The organism is Salinicoccus jeotgali (assembly GCF_055379195.1).
The window spans coordinates 709,415-733,887 of record NZ_AP043830.1 but is presented as its reverse complement, the minus strand read 5'-3'; the positions used below and the strand labels follow the sequence as shown (position 1 = coordinate 733,887).

Sequence of the window (24,473 nt, the reverse complement as noted above, 5' to 3'; positions counted from 1 at the left end):
ACCTCTCTTTCATACTTGAGCTTTTAAAAATTCCCTAATAGGCCGGCAACAATGATCATTACGAAAAAAATGATGATGTAATTCAGCGAGAAGATGAAGACCCTGCCGGCATGGCGGTAATCATCTTTGGCCGGGCGGAACTTGTTCAATGTTATGACTAACCAGGTGATGTTCAGTGCTGTCGCAAGGATCACGAACCATAGCCCAAGTTCCGTCATCATGAGCGGCGTGAACAGTAACAGTGCCACCCAGAAGATGATTGACGCCTTAGCCCGGCGGTTTCCTTTCACAGAAGGAAGCATCGGTATACTAGCTTTACTGTATTCCTCGCTTCTTCGGATAGCCAATGCATAGAAGTGCGGAGGTTGCCAGAGGAACATGACAACGAACATCGCCCAGGCGAGCACGTGCAGACCAGGGTCTACTACTGCCCAACCGATGAGTGGGGGCATCGCCCCGGGTATCGACCCGATGACAGTGTTCGACACCAGATGCCTTTTCGCATAAATGGAATAGACGACTACATATCCAAAAGCAGCGATCAATCCAAGTGTTCCAGCAGTCGCGTTGATCATGAAAAGAAGTATCTCTCCAATGATGAAAGATCCAAATCCTATGTACAGTATGTCTCGACCCGAGAAAGTGCCATCTACACTCGGACGGGACTGCTTCGATTCCATGATCATGTCTATGTCCCTGTCATAATAGTTGTTCAGTGCAGCTACACCGCCTATTACAAGAGCAGTCGCTACGACCATCAGCAGCAGAAGCGGGACATTCGAGAAGAAAGACTGGTTGTAGTACATGACAGCCAGAAAACCTGCGGCAAAAGCCGGAATCAAATTCGCTTTGATTATACCATCTTTGACCAGAGTTTTGACCGCCTTATAGGTCATCGTCCTATTACCATGATGCACATCATTACCATATACATCATTTTGCATTCATACGCCTCCTTTCACCACAGATACATTATAAATAATGATAAATTAAACATGACACATTTACTATATATTTTTGAAATAAAATTGTTACATTTTATATTGTTCAAAAATTGTTCATCAATGTGCCACATTCTTATTCCGAATATGTTTTATACTGGGAATAGTTGTTTGTTGTACATAATCGATTTTACCATATATTCTAGAATTGTTAAGAGCAATTAAAAATATTAATGATTGCGAAGACAAGTTCTTTCATATATATTGAATATTTGTGACTACTAACAGCATAAGAGCTATAGAGGTGTTACCATTGTATAAAAACTTAAAAATACTTGCTGTCATCACCACGCTTGCGATGGTGTTCGTTCAGATAGGCGGCGCTCTGGTAACCAAAACAGGCTCCGCGGATGGTTGTGGCCAGTCTTGGCCCCTTTGCCACGGGCGCATCATCCCGAGCGAGTGGCCGATCGAGACGATTATAGAGCTGGCCCACCGCGGTGTGTCTGGTATTGCGATCATACTGGTTGGTGTACTGAGCTTTATGGCCCTTAAGCTGATGGCCCATAAAAAAGAAACCAAATTCCTTGTGGGCCTAAGTATCGCCTTCATCATCATCCAAGCGCTCCTTGGTGCTGCAGCTGTGATGTGGGGCCAGAATGACTTCGTACTTGCAGCCCATTTCGGGATTTCACTGATCAGTTTTGCCTCGGTCTTCCTCTTGACGCTCCTCGTGTTCGAAGTCGATCAGAAGTTTGAGGCGCAAACGCTGGTCATTGGACCTTATCTCAGATATCACACCATATTTCTGACAATCTATATCTACCTTGTTGTATACAGCGGCGCCCTGGTCAGGCATACCGACTCATCACTTGCCTGCCTGAGCTGGCCGCACTGTAGTCCCGGCAAGCTATGGGCTGATACATTCTACGAATGGGTGCAGATGGGGCACCGGGTTTTGGCCGGGGTCATCATCATCTGGATCTTCATCATCATGCTTCATGTCCTTAATCACTATAGTAATTATAGAGTCCTGAAGTATGGCTGGATCATTGCATTCGTCCTTGTACTACTGCAGGCGACCACCGGCATGCTCAGCGTATTCACGCTGGTGAACATCTTCATCGCCCTATTGCATGCCCTATTCATCACTCTGCTGTTCGGACTGCTCTGCTACTTCATACTTCTACTGTACCGCTCCAGGTAATATAGTGGTTGCAAACAGAAATTGTAAAACAAAAGGCGTGCCCTTCATCTACAAATCAAGAGATGAAGGGCACGCCTTTTATATGTTCCAGAATTTCACCTTACGCTTTTTCCACGGTCATCATAAGATCCATCGAGGCTACTTTATCACCCGCTTCGACGAATACATCCGTTACTTTACCGTCGAAGGGGGCCTTTACAGAGCTTTCCATCTTCATTGCTTCTGTGATTATGATGACCTCCCCTTTTTTGAATGTTTCCCCTGCTCTATACTTCACCGTACTCACGGTACCGGGCATCTGCGCTCCGATATCGCCTATGCTTGCAGGGTCGGCTTTTTTGAGTCTCGCTTCTTTCGATTCGACACTTTCATCATTTATATAGACCTTGCGGGGGAAACCGTTCAATTCAAAATACATCCAACGGTAACCATCTTCGTGCACATGCCCGATCGATAATAAGTTTACAATCAGCGTCTTGCCCTTATCTATTTCAATCTCAAGCTGTTCATTCTTACGCATTCCGAACAGGAAGGTTGGCGTATCCAACACTTCAACATTGCCCCACTTGTTGTTGGTCATAATGAAGTCTTTGAAGACTTTCGGATAGAGTGCATAGGACAATACATCTTTCTCGGTGATCTTGTAGTCGCAGAATTCAGCCACTTCTTCACGTAGCTGATCGAAGTCCACGGGCTCCATCACCTCACCTGCCCGTACACTCAATGGTTCAGTGCCTTTTAGCACAACTTTCTGCAAGGCTTCATTGAACCCTGTTTCAGGTCTGCCGATTTCCCCTTTGAAGAAACTGACGACTGAGTCGGGGAAGTCAAGATGCTGACCACGCTCGATGACACTTTCCTCATCGAGTTCGTTTTGTACCATGAACAACGCCATATCCCCCACTACTTTGGATGATGGGGTCACTTTGATGATGTCGCCGAACAGCATATTGACCTTCTGGTACATCTTCTTGACATCACCATAGCGGTCACCAAGTCCAAGCGACTTCGCCTGGCTGTAGAGGTTTGAGTATTGCCCTCCCGGCATTTCGTGTCTGTAGATTTCAGTATTTGGACTTTTGATGTCACTTTCAAAATCGGCATAATACTTCCTGACATCCTCCCAGTATTCGCTTAAGCGTTCAAGACCTTCTATATCTGCACGGACTTTCCTGTTTTGATTGCTTTGTGCATAATATAGGCTGTTTGCACTTGGCTGGGATGTCAGGCCGCTTAATGAGCCAAGCGCCGTATCGACCACATCCACACCCGCTTCAATCGCCTTGTGATACATAAGGATGCCATTCCCACTCGTATCGTGGGTATGCAGATGGATTGGAAGATCCACCGTCGCCTTCAATTCCCCAATAAGCTCGTAGGCTGCTTGCGGCTTGAGAAGTCCTGCCATATCTTTAATCGCAAGTATATGCGCACCTTCTGCCTCAAGTTCTTGCGCCATCTTCTTGTAGTAGTCCAGAGTATAGACGGCTGAACGCTGTGGATCTAGGATATCCCCTGTATAGCAGATGGCCGCTTCCACCACCTTACCGCTTTTGAGCACGGATTCGATTGGATGCTTCATTGCTTCCATCCAGTTCAGAGAATCGAATATGCGGAAAACATCTATGCCTGCTTCTGCACTTTCCTGTATAAATTTCTCTACGACATTGTCCGGATAGTTTTTATAGCCCACTGCATTGGAAGCGCGAAGGAGCATCTGGAATAGGACATTCGGTATTTCACTACGCAATGTTTCAAGCCGTCTCCACGGATCTTCCTTAAGGAAGTTATATGCAACATCAAAGGTGGCCCCTCCCCACATTTCAAGGGAAAATGCATCTTTCAGATCATGTGCCGTATAGGGCGCAATCTTCTTCATGTCATAAGTGCGGATCCGTGTTGTAAGCAATGACTGATGCGCATCCCTCATTGTGGTGTCCGTCAAAAGCACATCCTCTTGTGCCTTCAACCATTTCACCAATCCTTCCGGCCCTTCATTATCCAGTATCTGCTTTGTTCCCTCTACTATTTTCGGTTCATAGCCTGGCATGCGTGGGGGGTCGAAATGTGGCTTTTGGCGTTGTTCGACCCCTGGGAATCCATTGACCGTGATTGTCGAAATGTACTCAAGCGTCTTGGTTCCTCTATCCTTTGGCTTCTCGAACTCGAAAAGTGAAGGTGTGTTATCGATGAATTTGGTCGAATAATCTCCTTTCCGGAAATCCTCATTGCTGATGACATTGGCCAGAAACTGGAGATTGGTCTTAATTCCCCTTATACGCATTTCTTTTAAGCTGCGCAGCATCTTTTCGTTGGCATCCTTATATGTGAGTCCATGTGTAGATAGTTTGACCAAAAGCGAATCGTAGTAAGGCGAGATGACCGCCCCTTGGAAGCCATCTCCGGCATCCAGCCGTACGCCGAACCCGCCGCTTGAACGATACGCCATGATCTGGCCTGTGTCAGGCATAAAATCATTCAATGGATCTTCAGTGGTAATCCGGCACTGGACAGCATATCCCATCAATGGAATATCTTCCTGCTGCGGCAGGTTGATTGTTTCCCCAAACAGCGTATTGCCGTCGGCTATTTGGATTTGTGTTTTGACAATGTCGATGCCGGTAACCATTTCTGTGATTGTATGCTCAACCTGTACACGCGGGTTCACTTCAATGAAATGGAAATCGTCTTCAGCCACCAGGAATTCAATGGTTCCGGCGTTGACGTAACCGACTTTTTCAGCCATGTCCTTTGCCGCCCCGCAGATTCTGGCACGCATCTCTTCACTCAGGCCGACTGACGGTGCTACTTCCACAACCTTCTGATGGCGGCGCTGGACTGAACAATCGCGTTCATAGAGGTGGAGGACGTTGCCCTCATCATCCCCAATGATTTGGACTTCGATATGCTTCGGAGTGGCGATATACTTTTCAAGATAGACTTCACTATTGCCGAAGGACTTGGATGCTTCACTCTTGGCCCGGTCGTAACTGTCCCTGACGTCATCGCCTTCATCGACAATACGCATCCCTTTCCCGCCACCACCTGAAATGGCCTTGATGATGATAGGCAACCCATGCTTTTCAATGAACTGCTCGACTTCTTCGAATGACTGGACTGCACCGTCTGAACCGGGGATGATCGGGAGTCCGGCAGCTACTGCTGTTGCGCGTGCCTTGACTTTATCGCCGAACATATCCAAATGACGCTGCTTTGGTCCGACAAATATGATGCCCTCTTCTTCACAGCGCTTCGCGAACGTCATGTTCTCACTCAAGAAGCCATAGCCTGGATGTATGGCATCCACTTCTGCTTTTTTCGCCACTTTTATGATGGCTTCAATATCCAGATAACTCTCTGTAGGCGACAGCTCTTCGCCGACAAGATATGCTTCGTCGGCCTTGTATCTATGTAATGCCCCTTTATCCTCATTACTGTATATCGCTACTGTCGTAATATCGAGCTCCGTACATGCACGGAAGATACGGATGGCGATTTCTCCCCTGTTGGCAACCATCAGTTTGTTGATTTTATTCATGACATTCCTCCTCTGTTATCATTTCAATTATAATAAATATTCAAAAAATATACAATCTAATTCATTATTGCCCTAAAATTGATAAATGACAAAAAAGACCAGAAAATGAATTCTGGTCTAAAGGTTAGTCAACGTCTTTTGTTTTTTTACATGTTTAGCCGATATGATGAGCAGGCCGATTGCGATGGATATACTGAGGAATGACGAGCCCCCGTAACTGAGCAGCGGCAAAGGCACACCGGTAAGAGGAATGAGTTTTGAGATGCCGCCGAGGTTGACGAATAACTGGAAAGTGATGTATATGGCGACGCCTACACAGATGAGGCGATAGAACATATCCTCTGAGACTGCTGCATACCATAATGCCTTCAATACAAGGACCAAGTACAGAAGTAGGATGAATATCACTCCGATCAGCCCCAATTCTTCTGCAACAACAGCAAATATGAAGTCAGTATGCGGTTCTGGAAGATAGCCGAGCTTCATTACACCATTGCCCAGCCCATTGCCGAAAATACCACCATGGGATATGGATACCAATGCATTCGTCAATTGGTACCCCGTCCCGGTCGGATCATTAAATGGATGGAGGAACGTGTCTATGCGGGCTTGCTGGTGTGGTGAGAGGATACTCCCCTTGATCATGAAGATGATGATGCCTATCGCTACTGCCGCCATGGCGATCACTCCACCTGCTTTAGCGAGAAATCGGATCGAGATGCCGGAGTACAGGAATATCCCTGCGATGATGCCAGTGATGACGAGCCCAGTGCCGAAATCGTTCGAGATGACCATCATGGTACAGAAACCTATGAACAACAAAGGTACCAGATGACCTGCTTCAAGTTGCTTGAGGCGGTCTTTCTTTCTATCGTATATGTACGCCAGATATAAAATGGTCACTATCTTGAAAAACTCCGAAGTCTGGAAGTTGAAGCCCGCTAAGCGGATCCAGTTCCTTTCCCCGTTAACTTCTGTACCGAAGAAAGCCGTAAACAACAGAAGGACAAAAATACCACCCGTTGCTGCAATCTGGAAGTATTTATTGCGCAGAAACTCCCCGGACATGAAGTAGGTCATGATGAATACCACGATGAAACCGAGAATTATGGAGAACAGTTGCCTGATATAATAATGTTCAGGATTCCCGCCTGTAATATCGCTTTTCGATGCAATCACCATACTCGCACTGTAGACCATGGTGAGACCGATGAGGCTAAGCAGGATATAGCTGATCACGATGACGAAATCAACGTGTTTGGAGTATACTTTTACATAGTCGAAGAAGTCTTTTATGTATGACAATTTATCGCCTCATTTAAAAAAGTCTAAAGATTATATTTCTTTAGACTCGAATTTTTCCTTTTCCATATATGCTTCATGCACTTTGGATACTTCCTTTTCCAGTTTCTCCAATACAGCATGTCCGTCTTCGGGATCGATCAGGCCGAGTCTTGCAGCGAAATGGACTTCTTTTGATAATCCAAACATCTGTGTGTCCAGAACTTCTTCATAGACCGGGCATTGGGGCATTGTCAAGTTGTCCATCTGCACTTCGATCAGCTGGACAATCTTTTCGGCATCTTTTTCCAGCTGTTCATAAGCCTGTCTGCTCAATTCATCTTTAGTGGACACGAAATTACCCCTTTCTATAAACTCTCTATAAAATTTTATATCAGGAACACCAAAAAAGCAAGTAAATACAAGAGTATGATACGATTGAAACGGCTTAAACAACACATATATTTCTGCTATAATTAAGCAGTAAGGAGAGAATGCAGATGATTATACAAATATTGGGCAATGTACGTTACCAGATTACACTCGATCCATCCACCTGGATATTCGACGACCGCAAGGAAGAACTAGAAAAGGTGTTGGCTCAGGAACCGGAAGAGGAGCAGATCAATTTTTCGGACAACACAGAATGGAACAGGCAGATTATTGAGGGCACGACTAAACCGCCTACTTTAAAAACCGAGAAAAAGTTCAAAAATAAAGAACTCTTGGAAGGCACTTTCATCATTTGCCTAAAGCCTTTCCTGGAATATACCGAGCCCCATCAAGGCGAAGATGCAATGATTGTGTTCACGCATGACGAAGGGACGACTACTCTTCCCTATAATGCGCGCGATACATATTATGCCCATTTCAGTCAAGATGGGAAGCGCATCTATGATGATGGCATGATCGATGTGCTGGTCATCAAGGATGGTAATATGGAAGAAAAACTCGTGCATGTTACCGGCATCGCCTTTGAATAATAAAAATCAGCCTATCCAGATGGATAGGCTGATTTTTATTTGCCGGAAGTTTTAATGTTTCCAGCTTTCCGTTCCTGGTGCAATCTGAAGCGATATAAAGCCAAAACGGCCGTAGCGACTATCAGACTTTCTGCAACGGGGAGGAATGCACCGAAAAAGGTCAATATGATGCATCCTAAAAACATGACGACGTAAATGATGGCATTTTGCCACACCTTGACTTTACGTGCGAAACCGAGATTATACACTAGGATCGACAGTATGAAGATGGTGATGAAAAGGTACCACATTCCACTTTCAGGGTTGGAATCCAACCTGAATAACCTGCCGAAGAAAGTCAGGCGCTCTGTAACATTCACACTCATCAAATCAGGGAGATACAATTAAATTCACTCCGATTCAAGTTTAATCTTTTCATGTTTTTGTGATTTTTCCCGCTCATTCTTGGCAAGTATGCTTTTTCTGAGGCGGATGGATTCCGGGGTCACTTCCACAAGCTCATCATCATTGATATACTCGAGCGCTTCCTCCAGCGTCATCACTTTAGGTTTTTTCATGGTCGTCGTCTGCTCTTTTGTAGCAGAACGTATATTGTTCGCTGCTTTCACTTTAGTAATGTTGACAGTCAAATCGTTGTCCCGTGAGTTTTCGCCGACAATCATGCCTTCATAGACTTCAGTGCCTGGTTCCATAAAGTTGGTGCCACGGCTTTCCAGCTGTAGGATGGAATAAGTCGAAGCCGCTCCTTTATCGATGGATACGAGAACACCATTACGTCTACCGCCTATGCGTCCTTTAATGAGTGGACGGTAATCCTCGAACGTATGGTTGAGGATGCCGTAGCCACGTGTCATGGACATGAATTCCGTACGGTATCCGATCAGACCACGTGCTGGTACAAGGAAAGTGACACGGCTTTGGCCATTGCCTGTATTGACCATGTCCACCATTTCACCTTTCCGTTGGCCGAGTGATTCTATGATGCTTCCGGTATACTCTTCAGGCACGTCGATCTGGACACGTTCAAACGGTTCACATTTGACACCGTCAACCATTTTGACGATGACTTGCGGTTTCGAGACTTGAAGTTCGAACCCTTCACGACGCATGTTTTCGATAAGGATGGATAAGTGGAGTTCGCCCCTGCCGGAAACTGTCCATGCATCCGGTTGATCAGTAGGTTCAACTTTCAGGGAGACGTCCGTTTCGAGCTGTTCCTCCAATCTTTCCTCTATCTTCCGCGCTGTAACATGCTTGCCTTCTTTGCCGGCGAATGGCGAGCTGTTGACTGAGAATGTCATCTGCAAGGTCGGTTCGTCGATATGCAGAAGAGGCAATGCCTCCTGATTGTCAATCGGCGTCACAGTCTCTCCGACGTTGATGTCCTCCATGCCGCTGACTGCTATCAGATCGCCTGCTTTGGCACTCTCGATTTCGAGGCGCTGGAGTCCAAAAAAACCAAACAATTTGGTCACGCGGAAATTTTTGACCGTGCCATCATTCTTCATGAGCGACACTTGCTGGCCAACTTCGATTTTCCCTCGGAATACCCGTCCGATGCCGATTCTGCCGACATAATCGTTATAGTCGAGGAGTGCGACCTGGAACTGTAGCGGTTCGTCGCTATTATCTACAGGAGCTGGCACATATTCCAAGATCATATCGAATATGGACTGCATGTTCTCTTCCTGCTTATCCACCTCGAGACTTGCCGTACCGTTTATTGCGGAGGCATACGCCACTGGAAATTCGAGCTGTTCGTCGTTTGCATCCAGTTCAATGAAAAGCTCAAGCACTTCATCGATGACTGCTTCTGCGCGGGCCGTTTCCTTATCAATCTTGTTTACAACAACAAGTGGCTTAAGGTCCTGATCCAATGCTTTCTTCAATACGAAACGTGTTTGTGGCATAGTACCTTCATAGGCATCCACAACTAGGATTACACCATCAACCATCTTCATGATCCTCTCAACTTCGCCACCGAAATCGGCGTGGCCAGGAGTATCAAGAATGTTGATGCGTTTATCTTTATAGTCAATTGCTGTATTTTTAGCGAGAATCGTTATTCCACGTTCCCGTTCAATATCATTGGAATCCATCGCGCGCTCGGCGACATGCTCATTCTCCCGGAATATGCCGGACTGCTTCAGCAGTTCGTCTACTAGTGTCGTTTTTCCGTGGTCAACGTGTGCAATGATTGCGATATTACGGATATCTTCTCTTAAATTCATCAAGTCTTTCCCTTCGTTTTTAAAATCGTTTTGGTGCTTTCATTTCATAACTTATTTATTATAACACGACATCGGTGTCCTTTTCCACTCCTTGACAAGCATTGGGTGTAATAAAATGTTGTCTTATGCTATAATATTCATCAAATACACTTCGAAAGGACCGTCAAAATGGAACAAAAAAAATCAAAAGCCATATTCATGGTGCTGGCTGTGCTGGCTGTCCTGATGATGCTTGCCTTCTCCGCCTTCGTCGCCGAAGCGATGCCACTCATGGCCATATTGTCCGTCGTACTGTTCATCGTGATATTCGGCATCGGTTTTACACTGAAGAAGAAATATCGTGAAAACGGCTGGCTGTAGGCTGCTGAAATTGATATTTTGCATAACTTGTCCAAGGACAAATGGGGATTTACTGGAACTTCTTCCCCGTTTGTCCTTTTTTGTATGGATTGCCTCTTTTTCTGTATTTTGACCCATCGTTTGAACTCACAGATAATGACGGCACCACCATTAAGGAGTTGTGCCATGAGGGAAAAACACGATCGCTTGAAAGTTTATGAGTTTTTGTACAACAGGGTGCCTTTTTCAGATGATGAAACGGCAGAATATCATTCCATGCAGAAGATGGAACACCTTGAGAGTGAATTCGAACGCCATCTTATGAACATTAACACACAGAATATGTCCATCCACTGGCATGCCGAAATGCACATCGGCAACGCGTTCGAAATCGTCAATGTCCTGATTGCCACCGACTACTGCTATTATCTTTTCGTGCTGCATGATCTTAGTGGCCCACACTACATTAATCAGTTCAATATACTATGTACTGCTGGACATGAAGCTGTAATCGACCTCAACCGCAGCCGCGCGATATTCGAAATGTTCCGCGGGCAACTCATAGATGAAGGGCGCTATCAGCGTCCGATCATCCTCAAATATGTGATGATGGATCCAAGCTTCAAAATTGAACCGGCCCGTTCTGAACTGTTTTTGAAATTAAGTGATCTCCCCCATTATTTGAAGACCATCGAACATTCCGCTGTGATCAGAAAAAAGAACCGTCACCCGGCCTCGCACTGATTACAGGCGCCCGGGTGACGGTCAGAATGGTCCACTTCAACTTCAAAAGGGGCATCAAATGTCCGTTCTGCCACAGTTTTGATTGGCAGACGATAGGCGGCAATTTCGGACGATGTGATGCATGTGGCAAAGTTGTTGGTATACATGCGATAACAGCTGAATACTTCAGCCGCCTCCACATGATCAGCCCTGATACACACTACAAACGCCGTGATATCATAGACCATCTCAAGCTCGAGCTGTCGGAATATACGCTTCAGAAGATCATCCGACAGCACTTTATAAAATTGGAGGGACATACCCGCATCTATCGCTTCTCCCCGTGTACACGCCTGTGGCCGGCTATAAATGCCGCATCACTTGTAAAGTAATCTGTAAGTTCCTTGTGGATCGCTTTATTGCCAGTCAGGATGCTATCCTTCTTCAATATATCGATCTCTTCACCAAGCAGGTTGGTTGTCCTGCCGCCAGCTTCATCGATGATGATCATACCTGCTGAATAATCCCAAGGGTGCAGTCTGAAGAACACAGAGGCGCTGAGGATGCCGGTCGCGACATATGCCATTTCAAGGGCAGCAGAACCGTATGATCGTGTACTTCTTGTTTGCTCCACTATTTTCTTAAATGCAGGTCCTATCTGATCTTTGATGACCCAATTGGCATTCATGCCGATGAGCGACCGGTCAAGCGTCGTGTCCCGCATTTCATCAAGGCGGATATCATCCTTGAAAGCACCACTACCGACCCTTGCATGGTACAGCACGCCTCCCATGACATCCAAAATCAACCCACAGTAAGGTTCTCCGTCTACATAGACGCCGATGGAGACAGCGAAGTTCTGGAGCTGGTGCACAAAATTCAAGGTACCGTCTATCGGATCAACGATCCACAGCACACCCGACATATCTTCAATATCTGTGCCGTGTCCTTCCTCACCAATGATGCGGTGGTCCGGGTAGCGTTCAAGTATCCGTTCATATATATATGTTTCTGTTTCCTTATCGACATCCGTCACCAGGTCATGAGGATTAAGCTTGGCATCAACCTTGAAATCCTCCTTCATACGGAGTTTGATGAAGTCCCCCGCTTCCCTGATGATACGCTGTCCGAATTCATATATTTCCATTGCATCCACCCCAAATGATTGATTGACATTACCACTTATTCTATCATATAGATAATGATCTGAAAGGAGAAGCCAAATGCCTAAGTACCATTTTACAAAGGAGGACTTCCGGGTTTTCGACATCGACGGTCTGGAGCCGCGGATGGATGCCCTGAAAGAGACCATACGACCTAAACTTGAGAACCTCGGTGAATATTTCAGTGAATATCTCACCACTTTGACCGGAGATGAGCATTTCGCCCATGTTGCCAAGCACGCACGTCGGAAAGTGAATCCCCCAGACGATACATGGGTCAGCTTCAGCACCAATCCAAGAGGCTATAAAATGATGCCCCATTTCCAGATCGGCCTTTTTGGAGATCATGCATTCTGCATGTACGGGGTCATATATGAGTCTCCTGAAAAACAGCAGGTTGCTGACAAATGGCTGGATATGATCGAGGAGATGCGCAGCATGCCAAATAATTACGTAATCTCTCTGGATCATATGAAACCCGAAAAGACAGCCATCAAAGATATGAGTTATGATGACTTTGAATCTGCGCTCACCCGCCTGAAGGATGTGAAGAAGGGTGAGTTCCTGATCGGGAAAATGTATCTGCCTTCGAACCCCGTTTTGGAAACCGATGATATATTCCTAAAAGAGCTGGAGACGGTCATGACTGAACTGTTAAAGCTCTATTGATTCAAATGGAGCATTGGAAAAGCCTCGATACACGGCATGTATCGAGGCTTTTCCAATAGGAGGAAGATTAGGTCACCTGCACTTTCAGCTGATCTGCCAAAGACTGTATACGGGCGATGTCAGCGATATCCACATTCCCTCCACTGACTACCAATCCACAGTGCTCAGAGTCGATTCTATCATTATGGGACAGCAGTCCGGCAAGTGCCGCAGCCCCCGAGCCCTCTACCAGTGTCTTGCTGCGTTGAAGCATGGCCACTATGGCTGCAGCGATCTCCGTCTCACTCACAGTGATGATGTCGTCCACATAGCGGTTTATAAGAGGCAGCGTCTTTTCACCAGGCTGTTTGACTGCTATGCCTTCTGCGATCGTAGAGACATTCGAAAGTTTGTCCACTATGCCCTGATGATAGGCAACGTGGGTGGCTGCAGCTGCTTCAGCCTGGACGCCTATCACTCTGATTCCTGGCTTCACGGATTTGGCTGCCACTGCTATGCCGCTGATCAGTCCACCCCCGCCGATCGGTACGATCAGCGTGTCGATCCTATTCTCCTGCCTCAGCATTTCCAAGGCGATTGTTCCTTGTCCGGCCATTATGTCGTAATCATCAAAGGGATGCACATATGTCGCCCCACTTTTTTTCTGGTGTTCAAGCGATGCTTCATAAGCTTCCTGGAAACTCTCGCCCGTAAGCACAACGGAGGCACCGTACCCTTTCGTCGCCTGTATTTTCGCTTTCGGTGTACACTCTGACATGTATATGGTCGCTTCGATTCCAAGCTTATAAGCCGCCAATGCCAATCCTTGCGCATGATTCCCGGCCGAAGCAGTGATGACGCCTGCTGACAGTTCCTCCGGAGACAGGCGCATCAATTTATAGCTTGCCCCCCTGAATTTGAAGGCTCCTGTCTTCTGTTCGTTCTCCATCTTGAAATATATATTTTTACCGGTCTGCTGATTCGTAGTGGCTGATGTCCGCAGTGGTGTCTGGTGGACGGTAGGGCTCAGGTGTCTCCATGCATCGTGAACCAATCCGCCGGTTAGGAAATCCCCATGTAATCACACTCCTCTATTGTTCTTGTCATATTTATCCTTTATGCCTCGTCTCGTATGCTTCTATTTTCTCTTCAAGGAGCAGCGTCAGTGCAATATCATCCCAGCCATTCAAAAGTCTTTCCCGGTGGTGCGGAGGCAGGTCAAACTCCATCCGGCCCGCTTCCCATGTAACAATCTGCTGTTCCAGGTCTATATCAAGATGGAGCCCTCCGCCTTCAGCGCAACGCATCCACTCCCTGATTTGACCCCGATCTGCTGTAATGAGGATGATGCCATTCTTCAAGGCGTTACTGTAGAATATATCTGCAAAACTTGGTGCAATGATGGCTTTGAAACCATAGTCCTTCAGTGCCCAGGGTGCATGTTCCCTCGAAGATCCACACCCGAAATTTTCTCCGGCTACAAGAATCGAAGCATCCTTGTAATCTTCACCATCGAGTCCAAAACTTTCTCCATCATCGTTCCCGAACCGCCAATTGTGGAAGACGAATTGGCCGAAGCCCGTACGTTCCACCCGCTTCAAGAATTGTTTTGGAATGATCTGGTCAGTATCGACATTGTCACGATCAAGCGGAAATACTTTGCCATGATGTCTACGAACTGCTTCCAAACGATCCCTCCTGACTCAGTACTTTCTCCTGAAATTTCCTGACATCCGTAAATGTACCTTCAATTGCAGCGACTGCCGCCATTTCGGGACTGACAAGGTGTGTTCTTGCCCCGTTGCCCTGCCGTCCTTCAAAGTTGCGGTTTGATGTAGAGGCACACCGGCCACCGGCTGGGACAATATCATCATTCATCGCCAGACACATGCTGCAGCCGGATTCACGCCATTCGAACCCTGCCTGCTTAAAGACTTCGTCAAGGCCGAGCTCCTCTGCCTGCAATTTCACTTTGAATGAACCGGGGACGACAATGGCACGTACACCGTCTTTTACTTTATGCCCCTTGATGATATCTGCTGCACTTTCAAGGTCGGACAGCCTCGAATTGGTACAAGAACCGATGAACACATGATCGACTTCAATGGCTGTGACCGGCTGTCCCTCCCGGAGTCCCATATACTGGAGCGCTCTTTTGACTTCATCCCGGTTCTCCACTTCGTCAAGCAATGGAGTGCTTCCGCTGATCGGTACGGTCATGCCAGGGTTGGTCCCCCATGAAACCTGCGGCTCCACTTCTTGTGCATTAATCTCAAGGGTGACATCGTACTGGGCGTCAGCATCCGTCGCAAACGCCAGCCACTCGGCGGCTTTTTCTTCAAACGCCTCTCCTTGCGGCACATGACGGCGCCCCCTCAAGAATTCGACCGTCTTCTCATCCGGGCTGATCAATCCGGCGCGGGCGCCGCCCTCGATTGACATATTGCATACCGTCATCCTGCCCTCCATCGAAAGCCCGCGGATGGCTTCACCTGTATATTCTATGACATGCCCTGTACCAAATTTGACACCGAATTTCGAGATGATCGCAAGTATCAGGTCTTTTGCAGTGACCCCTTTAGCCAGCTCACCATCCACTTTCACATTCATGGTTTTTGGCCGTTCCTGCATCAGCGTCTGGGTGGCAAGGACATGTTCGACTTCACTTGTGCCGATACCGAAGGCGAGTGCTCCGAATGCGCCATGGGTCGATGTATGGCTGTCTCCACAAACGATTGTGCGTCCTGGTTGGGTCAAGCCGAGCTGTGGCCCTATGACATGGACGATGCCCTGGTCCGGATGGTCCATATCTGCCAGAGTGATGCCGAACTCCTCGCAATTGTGCTGCAGCGTCTCCATCTGTACCTTGGCAACTTCATCCGTCATTACCGTCCTATTCTGGGTGGGGACGTTATGGTCCATGGTTGCATAAGTCAAATCCGGCCGCCGCACCTTCCGGTTGTTGAGCCTGAGCCCTTCAAACGCCTGGGGGGATGTCACTTCATGAATGAGATGCTGATCGATATAGATAAGATCCGGCTTATCTTCCTGCTGATGCACAACATGTGATTCCCAAACTTTCTCAATTACCGTTTTTCCTTTTTCCATGACCGACACACCTTTTCATTACATATAAGAACTGCATATGGCGTCTGTGATGCTTCTGGACGACAAGTTTTCTACCACTTTCCTGACCATCATATCCGTACCGAATACATTTCCATTCTTCACATCAAGATCGTGCGTATGATTACCTGCCTCCAGACAATCGATGACTGCTTTTTCGACTGCCTCTGCTTCCTCTTCCATTCCGAATGAGTATTTGAGCATCATTGCGGCAGAAAGAATCATTCCGAGGGGATTTGCAATCCCTTCGCCGGCGATATCCGGTGCCGAACCATGGACCGGTTCATAAAGCCCCAGTCCATCTGCCCTGAGGCTTGCTGAAGGCAGCATGCCTATCGAGCCGGTCAACACTGATGCTTCATCGCTTAAAATATCTCCAAACATGTTCTCTGTTACAATGACATCGAAATGTCTGGGATTTGTAATCAATTTCATCGCTGCCGCATCGACCAGTTGATGTTCCACCGTCACATCGGGATAATCCCGTGCTTTTTCCTCGACTATTTCACGCCACATGCGACTCGATTCCAAAACATTCGCCTTATCGACGGATGTCAGCCTGCCTTTTCTTTTCCTGGCTGCTTCAAATCCCCTTACCACAATGCGTTCAATCTCTTCTCGGGTATAGTGCAATGTATCCACGACTTCACTGCCATCTGCACTGCGGCCACTCGGCCGTCCGAAATAAAGTCCGGACGTCAGTTCGCGTACGATCATGATGTCGCAGCCGGCCACCAGTTCAGTCTTCAGCGGAGATGCATGCATAAGCGGTGTGAAGCTCTGCACTGGTCTGAGGTTGGCAAAAAGACCAAGTGCCTTACGGATGCCGAGCAAACCACTCTCAGGACTTCCACTGGCAGGTCGTCCGCTCCATTTCGGGCCGCCTACAGCGCCAAGGAGTACAGCATCAGCTGTTTGGCATGCTTTTATAGTATCTTCAGGCAACGGAGTATCAAAGCGGTCGATAGCATCACCGCCTATGGCATGTTCGTGGTAGGTGAATTCATGGTTGAATTCCATCGCAACGGCATCAAGTACTGCTTTGGCACCTGCCATGATTTCCGGTCCTACACCGTCGCCCGGCAATAGGATCACTTGTTTCTTCATAATATCGCCCCTATCCTGTAGATTAACTGTCAGATGTTCATGACTTGCGCTTTATTTGCCTGGACATTCAGGATATAACGGTTGACTGCGTTGATGTAGGCATTTGCTGATGCCTCGATGACATCCTGGGCTGTCCCGCGCCCATTTACCGTCTGGCCTTCGACCATGAGCTGGACGTGCGATTCAGCCAAAGCGTCCTTGCCTCCGCCGACAGAATTGATCTGATAATCCAGAAGCTTCATATCGTGATCGATCAGCTCGGAGATTGTGCTGTACAGTGCTTCTATGCTGCCGTTGCCGGTAGCGGCAGTCTGCACACTTTCACCATCCGGGGTACGGAGGGAGACCGTAGCTGTTGTAATATTACGGGTCCCGTAGTTCACCTGGAAGGTCTCAAGAGTGTATCTGCTCATTTCCGACTGATCGGTCTTGACTTCCATGATCAATGTATAGATATCATCATCAGTCACTTCTTTTTTGTGGTCCGTCAGGGCCTTGAAGCTCTTGAATGCTGCTGTCAGGGCCTCTTCCGACATTTCAATACCGAATTCGCCCACCTTATCCTTAAATGCATGACGGCCAGAATGCTTGCCCATAAACAATGTGTTCGAGGAGACTCCAACAAGCTCCGGAGTGATTATCTCGTATGTCTCACTGTTTTTGAGCACACCGTCCTGATGGATGCCCGATTCATGTGCATATGCGTTCCGTCCGATGATTGCCTTATTCGCCTGGACATACATGCCAGTCAATTTTGCCACAAGATCGCTCGATCGTTTAATTTCATCTAGTTTCAGTCCAGTGTCGTAGCCGTAATGGTCGCTTCTGATTTTGAGTGCAACAGCAACTTCCTCCAAAGCGACATTCCCTGCGCGCTCCCCGATGCCGTTAATCGTGCCTTCTATCTGCGTCGCCCCATTTTCTATAGCGGCCATGGTATTCGCCGCCGCCATGCCGAGATCATTGTGGCAGTGGCAGGATAGATCTGCACGGTCGATGTTCGGTACATTCTCCTTCATATATTTGAACATGCGGCCATATTCATCCGGCATCGTGAATCCTACAGTGTCGGGGAGGTTGATGACTGTTGCACCGGCATCTATGACTTGCTCGATGACTTCGGCCAGAAATGCCCAGTCGGAGCGGGTGGCATCTTCTGCCGACCATTCCACTTCCTCGAATCTTTCTTTCGCATAAGTGACCATATCGACAGATTGGCTTGCGACTTGTTCCGGCGTCATCTTCAACTTGTATTGCATATGGATCGGAGAAGTTGCGAGGAACACGTGTATCCTTGGATGCGCTGTATTCTTCAACGCTTCATACGCGCGGTCGATATCTGCTTTCCTTGTCCGGGCAAGGGCCGTGACCGAAACATCCTTGATGGTGTCCGCTATCAATTTCACTGCCTGGAAATCGCCTTCTGATGCAGCTGGGAAGCCAGCCTCCATGACATCGACGCCCAAACGTTCCAACTGCTTCGCTATCTCCAGCTTCTCCATCTTATTCAAATTGACCCCTGGGGACTGCTCGCCATCCCTAAGCGTCGTATCAAATACTTTAATTCGTGGCATGCACCTTCCCGCCTTTCTTCCCATCGGCTGCAGGCTGTTTAACGAATGGCATCAAATCTCTCAGATCCTGGCCGACTTTGGTTATCGGATGATTGTATTCATTATTATTGATGGCATTATACCTTGGTCTGCCCGCCTGGTTTTCGAGGATCCAGCCTTGGGCGAATTTTCCATTTTGGATCTCTTCCAGGATATCCTTCATGCGCGATTTCGTTTCATCATTGATTACGCGTGGTCCTGATACGAAATCCCCCCATTGCGCAGTATCTGAGATCGAATGCCTCATGTTTTCCATACCGCCTTCATACATGAGATCTACGATGAGCTTCATTTCGTGCAGGCACTCGAAGTATGCGACTTCCGGCTGGTATCCTGCATCCGTCAATGTTTCGAATCCTGCTTTTACAAGGCTCGTCAGGCCGCCGCAGAGCACTGCCTGTTCACCGAACAGGTCCGTTTCCGTCTCTTCCTGGAAGGAGGTTTCAAGTACACCTGCCCGTGCAGCCCCGATTCCTGCCGCATAGGCCATGGCCAGATCTCCCGCTTCACCTGAAACATTCTGGAAAACACCGTATAGTGCAGGGACCCCTGCTGACTCTTCGTAGGTGCGCCTCACCAGATGACCCGGTCCCTTCGGTGCGACAAGGAACACATCCACATCTTCGCGCGGAACCACCTGATTGAAATGGATATTGAAACCGTGTGCGAACGCAAGGGCGCTGCCCGGCTTCATATATTCTTTTATGCTTTCTTCATAGACCTTGGGCTGATTCTCGTCCGGAAGCAGCACCATGGTGACATCGGCCTCACTGACAGCTTCTGCTACGGATTTCACCGCGAAGCTATCTTCCATCGCTTTATCCTCCGATTTACCGGGCCTCAAGCCGATGGTCACCTCATATCCGCTATCCCGCAAGTTCTGTGCATGGGCGTGACCCTGCGAACCGTAACCGACGATTGTGATCTTCATTCCCTCGAGTGCCGCCTTATTGATATCTTTGTCATAGAATACTTTTGTCATAATTGATCTCCCTCTCATATGTGTGTTTATTGTTATGGTTCGTTAATCCCTCGTTCAGATGCTTAGGCTGAATTCCTGTACCTGCCCCGGTTGCTTGCCCCTTGGGAAAGCGGTGACCCCTGTCCGCGTCATCTCTTTGATGCCGTAAGGGTGTAGCAGATCCACGAGTGCTGCAATCTTATCGGGTTTGCCAGTCACCTCGATGATCAGACTGTCCCTCGATACATCCAGTACCCTGGCACGGAACGGCTCGATTACGCTTTGGATCTCTGCACGTGCTGCACTGGAGTTTCCGACTTTGATCAGGGCCAGCTCCCTTTGGACGATTGCTTTCTCTGTGATGTCGTTTACCTTCAAGACATCTATCTGCTTATTCAGTTGTTTAGTCAGCTGTTCAACCTTCTTCTCATCGGGCACCGCCACGACAAATGTCATTTTCGAGATGCCTGGAGATTCGGTAGTGCCCACCGTAATGCTCTCTATATTGAATCCTCTTTTTGACAGCATGCCTGTAATCCTGTTCAGGACACCGCTTGTATTCTGTACGGTGGCTGTAATTATCCTCTGCATCTCCTCACCCCCACCATTTCATGATTGCCCTTGCCGGGTGCGACCATCGGAAACACCTTATCCAACTTCTGCACTCTGGCATCGACGAGCACTGGCCCGTCATAGGCGAGCATCTCTTCCATGACATTGGCCACCTCAATTTCCCGGGCGACTCTGAGGCCTTTTACGCCGAAGCCTTCAGCCAGTTTGATGAAGTCGGGGTTGTCGGTCATCAGGGAGGAGGAATAGCGTTCTTCATAGAAGGTCTCCTGCCACTGCCTGACCATGCCAAGTGCTTCATTGTTGACGATGACGACTTTGATTGGAAGATTATATTGCTTCAGTACTGCCATCTCCTGCATGGTCATCTGGAAACCGCCGTCCCCTACGATGGCGATCACCGTCTCTTTGGGCTTGCCGAGCTGGGCACCGATTGCTGCTGGCAACCCGAAGCCCATCGTGCCAAGGCCGCCTGAGGTCACCCATTTATGCGGCTGATCAAATTGATAGAACTGGGCAGCCCACATCTGATGCTGGCCGACATCCGTCGTGATGACCGCCTCGCCGCCTGTCTTCTCATAGATCGACTCGATCAGCCACTGCGGTGAAATCAGATCGTCTGAACGTTCGAACCAGAAAGGATTTTCTTTCTTATTGGTCAAAGTTTCAATGAGCCACGTCGTCCGGTCCTTCGTTTTTGTTTCCGTGGCCAAAAGTGCAAGCAGGGCTTCTTTGGCATCCGAGACGACCGGTATTTTAGTTTCAATGTTCTTGCCGATTTCAGCAGGATCGATATCGATATGGGCGATGGTGGCATGCGGGGCGAAATGCTGTAGCGAACCTGTCAGACGATCGTCGAAGCGGGCTCCGATGTTGATGAGCAGATCGCATTCGTAGATTGCCATGTTCGCGCAATATGACCCGTGCATGCCCGCCATGCCGAGCGATAGTTCATGCGACCCCGGGAAGCTGCCGAGGCCAAGCAGCGTGTTCGCTACCGGCAGGTGGTGCCGTTCGGCAAAAGTTTTAAGTTCATCCGCGGCATCTGCAGCATGAATGCCGGCTCCAGCCAGCAGAAGAGGTTTCTCAGCTGTTTCAATCTGTTCTGCCAGACGCTTGATCTGGAGCGGGTTCGGTTTCGTGGTAGGTTGGTAGCCGGAGAGTTTGAATGCCGTATCATATTCTTCCTGGGTAATCTCCTGTGCAATATTTTTTGGTATATCGACCACGACGGGGCCTTTACGCCCTGTCGTTGCGATATGGAATGCTTCTTTGACGATGCGCGGCAGGTCCCTGATATCATTGACCTGATAGTTATGTTTCGTTATCGGAGTAGTCAGTCCGATGACATCCGCTTCCTGGAATGCGTCAGAACCGATGACTGCAGTGGAGACTTGTCCTGTAAAAACAACTACTGGCAAAGAATCCATCATCGCGTCCGTAATACCGGTAATCAGGTTTGTAGCCCCCGGTCCGGAAGTGGCAATGACGACTCCCGGTTTCCCCGTCACCCTTGCATATCCTTCAGCAGCATGGATGAGTCCCTGTTCATGTCTGCATAAGATATGTTGGAAGGAATCCCGCGCCTTGTGCAGTGCATCATAGATCGGCAGCACTGCACCACCCGGATAGCCAAATACAGTTTCAACATCCGCTTCAACCAAACTTTGAATGAATAGATCAGCCCCGGTCATCAGCTTCTGTTCAGTTTCTCGAGTATATGTTCCACTCTGTGTTTTCATCATCATTTGCCTCCCCCTAAATCCTAATGGTTGGTCCGATGCCATAAAATATAAAAAATGACCCTTTTTCCCCACGATGGGCCGCCAGTCGAAACTGCGACCTGTCATGGGGTGAAAAGAGTCATTTCACGGTACCACCCAGTTTTACGCCTCCTTTACAGAAGGCACCTTATGGACTTCATCTAAAAGTCCGTTTTGGTAACGGGTGGTCTTCACCCGGCCGGGCCTAATCGTCGACCTTTCAGTCCGGCGCTCAAGGTTGAGATAGAATAAAGCGTCGATCCCGGTTCTCAGCCACCACCAGGTCTCTGTCCATCGAGCTGCTTAAACTACGTTCCCATCAATGCTTTTTTATTATTCAAACTTTTCTGATATGTGATATTGAACGTAATCTTATAACGCCCAATAAAATAAATCAACACCTTTTTTCAATTATTTTTTAAAATATCTAATTATTCTGATAATGTAACCGTTTACAATGTTGCCGTGCCCATGTTTAACGATTTCATAATATTTTTTATCTTTTTTCAATAATGCAGCCATAAAAAAAGATGCGCCATCTTTCAGGCGCACCTTCCACATCATCTGCTCAAATAGTCTGTCACTGCTCCTTTCGAAGCACATGTCACATTGTGTGCATATTTTCCGAGCACACCTTTTCTGTAAAGGGGCGGCGCTGAAAAGCCTTTTCGCCTTTCTGACATCTCCTCTTCTGACACCGCACAGGAAATTTCTTTCTTGGTAGAATCGATCGTCACCAGATCACCTTCATGCAGCAGGGCGATCGGCCCACCGCTCTGCGCTTCAGGTGCGATATGGCCGACGACCAGCCCATGGGTGCCGCCTGAAAATCTACCATCCGTCAATAAAGCGACCTTCTCCCCGAGTCCTTTACCGACAAGCAGACTTGAAATGGATAACATTTCAGGCATCCCCGGTCCGCCTTTAGGTCCTACGTAGCGGATGACCAGCACATCACCTTCATTGATTTTATTGTTCAGGACAGCATCCGAGGCGTCTTTTTCATTGTTGAATACACGGGCTGGTCCTTCGTGACGCGCCACTTTGACGCCGGATACTTTCGCAACGGCACCCGATGGCGACAAATTACCCTTCAGGACAATCAGAGGTCCGTCGGCACGCTTCGGTGCATCAAGCGGCATGATGACATCCTGTCCCGCTTTCAGTCCTTCCACCTGCGCCAGATTCTCAGCTATCGTCTTCCCTGTGACTGTCATGCATTCTCCGTTTAGATAGCCTGCTTCATGCAGCATCTTCATCACACCTTGCACGCCACCAGCTTTATAAAGGTCCTGCATGACATAACGTCCACTCGGCTTCAGATCTGCCAGGTGCGGTACTTTTTCCTGTATTCTGTTGAAATCATCGATGGTCAGATCGACTTCTGCTGCATGTGCGATGGCAAGCAGATGCATCGTTGCATTCGTGGAACCTCCAAGCGCCATTACAACAGTGATGGCATTCTCGAATGCTTCTTTTGTCATGATATCTTTTGGATAGATGCCTGCTTCCAAGAGATTATAGACGGCTTCCCCTGCAGCTTTTACATCTTTATACTTATCTTCCGATTCCGCAGGATTGGATGCGCTTCCCGGGAGACTTAATCCGAGTGCCTCCATTGCGGCCGCCATGGTGTTCGCAGTATACATCCCTCCGCATGCTCCCGCTCCTGGACACGCATTGCATTCGATTTGATTGAGCTCCGCCTCATCAATATCTCCAGCATTCAACTTACCCACCCCTTCAAAGACACTGACGAGATCGATATCCTTGCCGCGGTGCTGACCGGGAGCGATGGTTCCGCCGTACACAAAAATGGCGGGTACATCAGCATTAGCTATGGCAATCGCACAACCTGGAATGTTTTTGTCACATGCCCCGATGGCAACGAGTGCATCTAGATTTTCAGCACCGACTACGGTTTCTATGGAATCAGCGATCAAGTCACGTGAAGGGAGCGAATACCGCATACCTTGGGTTCCCATTGAAATGCCATCTGAAACTGTAATTGTATTGAACTGGAGCGGTACTCCCCCGGCTGCTCCAGCTCCCGATTTGGCTTCCACCGCCAGATCATTCAGATGAATATTGCATGGCGTCACCTCCGCCCATGTGCTCGCGATGCCTATCTGAGGTTTTGTAAAACTTTCATCAGTGAAGCCGACGGCTCTCAACATCGCACGGTTGGGTGCTTTGACATCGCTTTCTGTATAGACATTGCTTTTGATGCGTAGATCTTTTTTGTTTTTTCCTTCTGTTGACATCCAATTACCACCTTT

22 protein-coding genes are annotated in these 24,473 nt (G+C 48.0%); 5 read left to right on the top strand and 17 right to left on the bottom strand.

Translation table 11 applies throughout. The features are described 5' to 3' along the window. Window positions 1-23: 23 nt before the first annotated feature. Window positions 24-944 (bottom strand): heme o synthase, encoded by a 921-nt coding sequence (gene cyoE, locus ACZ43I_RS03730; RefSeq protein WP_344701079.1) that lies wholly within the window; start codon window positions 942-944, stop codon window positions 24-26. Window positions 945-1,254: 310 nt separating this feature from the next. Between cyoE and ACZ43I_RS03725 the strand changes: the two genes are divergently transcribed. After that, entirely contained in the window at window positions 1,255-2,148 is an 894-nt protein-coding gene (locus tag ACZ43I_RS03725) for a COX15/CtaA family protein (protein WP_344701081.1), read from the top strand. Window positions 2,149-2,248: 100 nt separating this feature from the next. On the opposite strand, the gene ACZ43I_RS03720 is transcribed toward ACZ43I_RS03725, so the two are convergent. From ACZ43I_RS03720 to ACZ43I_RS03710, 3 genes are all read right to left on the bottom strand, one after another. Continuing rightward, window positions 2,249-5,686, bottom strand: a complete 3,438-nt coding sequence (locus ACZ43I_RS03720) for a pyruvate carboxylase (protein WP_344701083.1) — start codon at window positions 5,684-5,686, stop codon at window positions 2,249-2,251. A 117-nt stretch (window positions 5,687-5,803) separates the two neighbouring features. Next, window positions 5,804-6,991: an FtsW/RodA/SpoVE family cell cycle protein gene (locus ACZ43I_RS03715; protein WP_344701085.1), complete on the bottom strand. Its 1,188-nt coding sequence runs from the start codon at window positions 6,989-6,991 to the stop codon at window positions 5,804-5,806. A 30-nt stretch (window positions 6,992-7,021) separates the two neighbouring features. Further along, the gene (locus ACZ43I_RS03710; RefSeq protein ID WP_344701086.1) at window positions 7,022-7,321 is read right to left on the bottom strand and encodes an Fpa/YlaN family protein; all 300 of its coding nucleotides are present in this window, start codon (window positions 7,319-7,321) and stop codon (window positions 7,022-7,024) included. A gap of 146 nt (window positions 7,322-7,467) precedes the next feature. On the opposite strand from ACZ43I_RS03710, the gene ACZ43I_RS03705 reads away from it, so the two are divergent. Then, on the top strand, window positions 7,468-7,950 hold the full coding sequence (locus ACZ43I_RS03705; protein WP_344701088.1) for a hypothetical protein: 483 nt from the start codon (window positions 7,468-7,470) through the stop codon (window positions 7,948-7,950). 35 nt (window positions 7,951-7,985) lie between these two features. Here ACZ43I_RS03705 and ACZ43I_RS03700 read toward each other — a convergent pair whose 3' ends face one another. Then, the gene (locus ACZ43I_RS03700; protein WP_344701493.1) at window positions 7,986-8,315 is read right to left on the bottom strand and encodes a YlaH-like family protein; all 330 of its coding nucleotides are present in this window, start codon (window positions 8,313-8,315) and stop codon (window positions 7,986-7,988) included. A gap of 24 nt (window positions 8,316-8,339) precedes the next feature. Then, complete coding sequence (gene typA / locus ACZ43I_RS03695; protein ID WP_344701090.1) at window positions 8,340-10,184, bottom strand: translational GTPase TypA; 1,845 nt, start codon at window positions 10,182-10,184, stop codon at window positions 8,340-8,342. A 165-nt stretch (window positions 10,185-10,349) separates the two neighbouring features. On the opposite strand from typA, the gene ACZ43I_RS03690 reads away from it, so the two are divergent. Both ACZ43I_RS03690 and ACZ43I_RS03685 read left to right on the top strand, forming a co-directional pair. Continuing rightward, complete coding sequence (locus tag ACZ43I_RS03690; RefSeq protein ID WP_344701092.1) at window positions 10,350-10,541, top strand: DUF5325 family protein; 192 nt, start codon at window positions 10,350-10,352, stop codon at window positions 10,539-10,541. Between the two features lie 165 nt (window positions 10,542-10,706). Then, window positions 10,707-11,264, top strand: a complete 558-nt coding sequence (locus ACZ43I_RS03685) for a hypothetical protein (protein WP_344701094.1) — start codon at window positions 10,707-10,709, stop codon at window positions 11,262-11,264. Here ACZ43I_RS03685 and ACZ43I_RS03680 read toward each other — a convergent pair. Next, entirely contained in the window at window positions 11,246-11,563 is a 318-nt protein-coding gene (locus ACZ43I_RS03680; protein ID WP_344701096.1) for a hypothetical protein, read from the bottom strand. The two genes, ACZ43I_RS03685 and ACZ43I_RS03680, sit on opposite strands and share 19 nt — an antisense overlap. An 8-nt stretch (window positions 11,564-11,571) precedes the next feature. Beyond that, window positions 11,572-12,390 (bottom strand): inositol monophosphatase family protein, encoded by an 819-nt coding sequence (locus tag ACZ43I_RS03675; protein WP_344701097.1) that lies wholly within the window; start codon window positions 12,388-12,390, stop codon window positions 11,572-11,574. A gap of 76 nt (window positions 12,391-12,466) precedes the next feature. Between ACZ43I_RS03675 and ACZ43I_RS03670 the strand changes: the two genes are divergently transcribed. Then, window positions 12,467-13,075 carry a YktB family protein gene (locus tag ACZ43I_RS03670; RefSeq protein WP_344701099.1) on the top strand — a complete coding sequence of 203 codons (609 nt, stop codon included), beginning with the start codon at window positions 12,467-12,469 and terminating at the stop codon, window positions 13,073-13,075. Between the two features lie 67 nt (window positions 13,076-13,142). Here ACZ43I_RS03670 and ACZ43I_RS03665 read toward each other — a convergent pair whose 3' ends face one another. From ACZ43I_RS03665 to ilvD, 9 genes are all read right to left on the bottom strand, one after another. Continuing rightward, window positions 13,143-14,108: a threonine/serine dehydratase gene (locus ACZ43I_RS03665; RefSeq protein ID WP_344701101.1), complete on the bottom strand. Its 966-nt coding sequence runs from the start codon at window positions 14,106-14,108 to the stop codon at window positions 13,143-13,145. A 55-nt stretch (window positions 14,109-14,163) separates the two neighbouring features. Beyond that, window positions 14,164-14,742: a 3-isopropylmalate dehydratase small subunit gene (leuD, locus tag ACZ43I_RS03660; RefSeq protein WP_344701103.1), complete on the bottom strand. Its 579-nt coding sequence runs from the start codon at window positions 14,740-14,742 to the stop codon at window positions 14,164-14,166. After that, a complete protein-coding gene (gene leuC, locus ACZ43I_RS03655; protein WP_344701105.1) occupies window positions 14,726-16,162 on the bottom strand; it encodes a 3-isopropylmalate dehydratase large subunit in 1,437 nt (478 codons plus the stop codon). The genes leuD and leuC overlap by 17 nt, the downstream gene beginning before the upstream one ends. Window positions 16,163-16,180: 18 nt before the next feature. Further along, complete coding sequence (gene leuB / locus ACZ43I_RS03650; protein WP_344701107.1) at window positions 16,181-17,287, bottom strand: 3-isopropylmalate dehydrogenase; 1,107 nt, start codon at window positions 17,285-17,287, stop codon at window positions 16,181-16,183. A 29-nt stretch (window positions 17,288-17,316) separates the two neighbouring features. Further along, entirely contained in the window at window positions 17,317-18,861 is a 1,545-nt protein-coding gene (locus tag ACZ43I_RS03645; protein WP_344701108.1) for a 2-isopropylmalate synthase, read from the bottom strand. After that, window positions 18,848-19,882 carry a ketol-acid reductoisomerase gene (gene ilvC / locus ACZ43I_RS03640; RefSeq protein WP_344701110.1) on the bottom strand — a complete coding sequence of 345 codons (1,035 nt, stop codon included), beginning with the start codon at window positions 19,880-19,882 and terminating at the stop codon, window positions 18,848-18,850. The genes ACZ43I_RS03645 and ilvC overlap by 14 nt, the downstream gene beginning before the upstream one ends. A 54-nt stretch (window positions 19,883-19,936) precedes the next feature. Beyond that, window positions 19,937-20,452, bottom strand: coding sequence for an acetolactate synthase small subunit (gene ilvN / locus ACZ43I_RS03635; protein WP_344701112.1), 516 nt, complete (start codon window positions 20,450-20,452; stop codon window positions 19,937-19,939). Continuing rightward, window positions 20,440-22,173 carry a biosynthetic-type acetolactate synthase large subunit gene (ilvB, locus tag ACZ43I_RS03630; RefSeq protein ID WP_344701495.1) on the bottom strand — a complete coding sequence of 578 codons (1,734 nt, stop codon included), beginning with the start codon at window positions 22,171-22,173 and terminating at the stop codon, window positions 20,440-20,442. Before ilvB ends, ilvN begins: the two co-directional genes overlap by 13 nt. Window positions 22,174-22,754: 581 nt before the next feature. Further along, window positions 22,755-24,458: a dihydroxy-acid dehydratase gene (ilvD, locus tag ACZ43I_RS03625; RefSeq protein ID WP_344701114.1), complete on the bottom strand. Its 1,704-nt coding sequence runs from the start codon at window positions 24,456-24,458 to the stop codon at window positions 22,755-22,757. Window positions 24,459-24,473 lie beyond the last annotated feature (15 nt).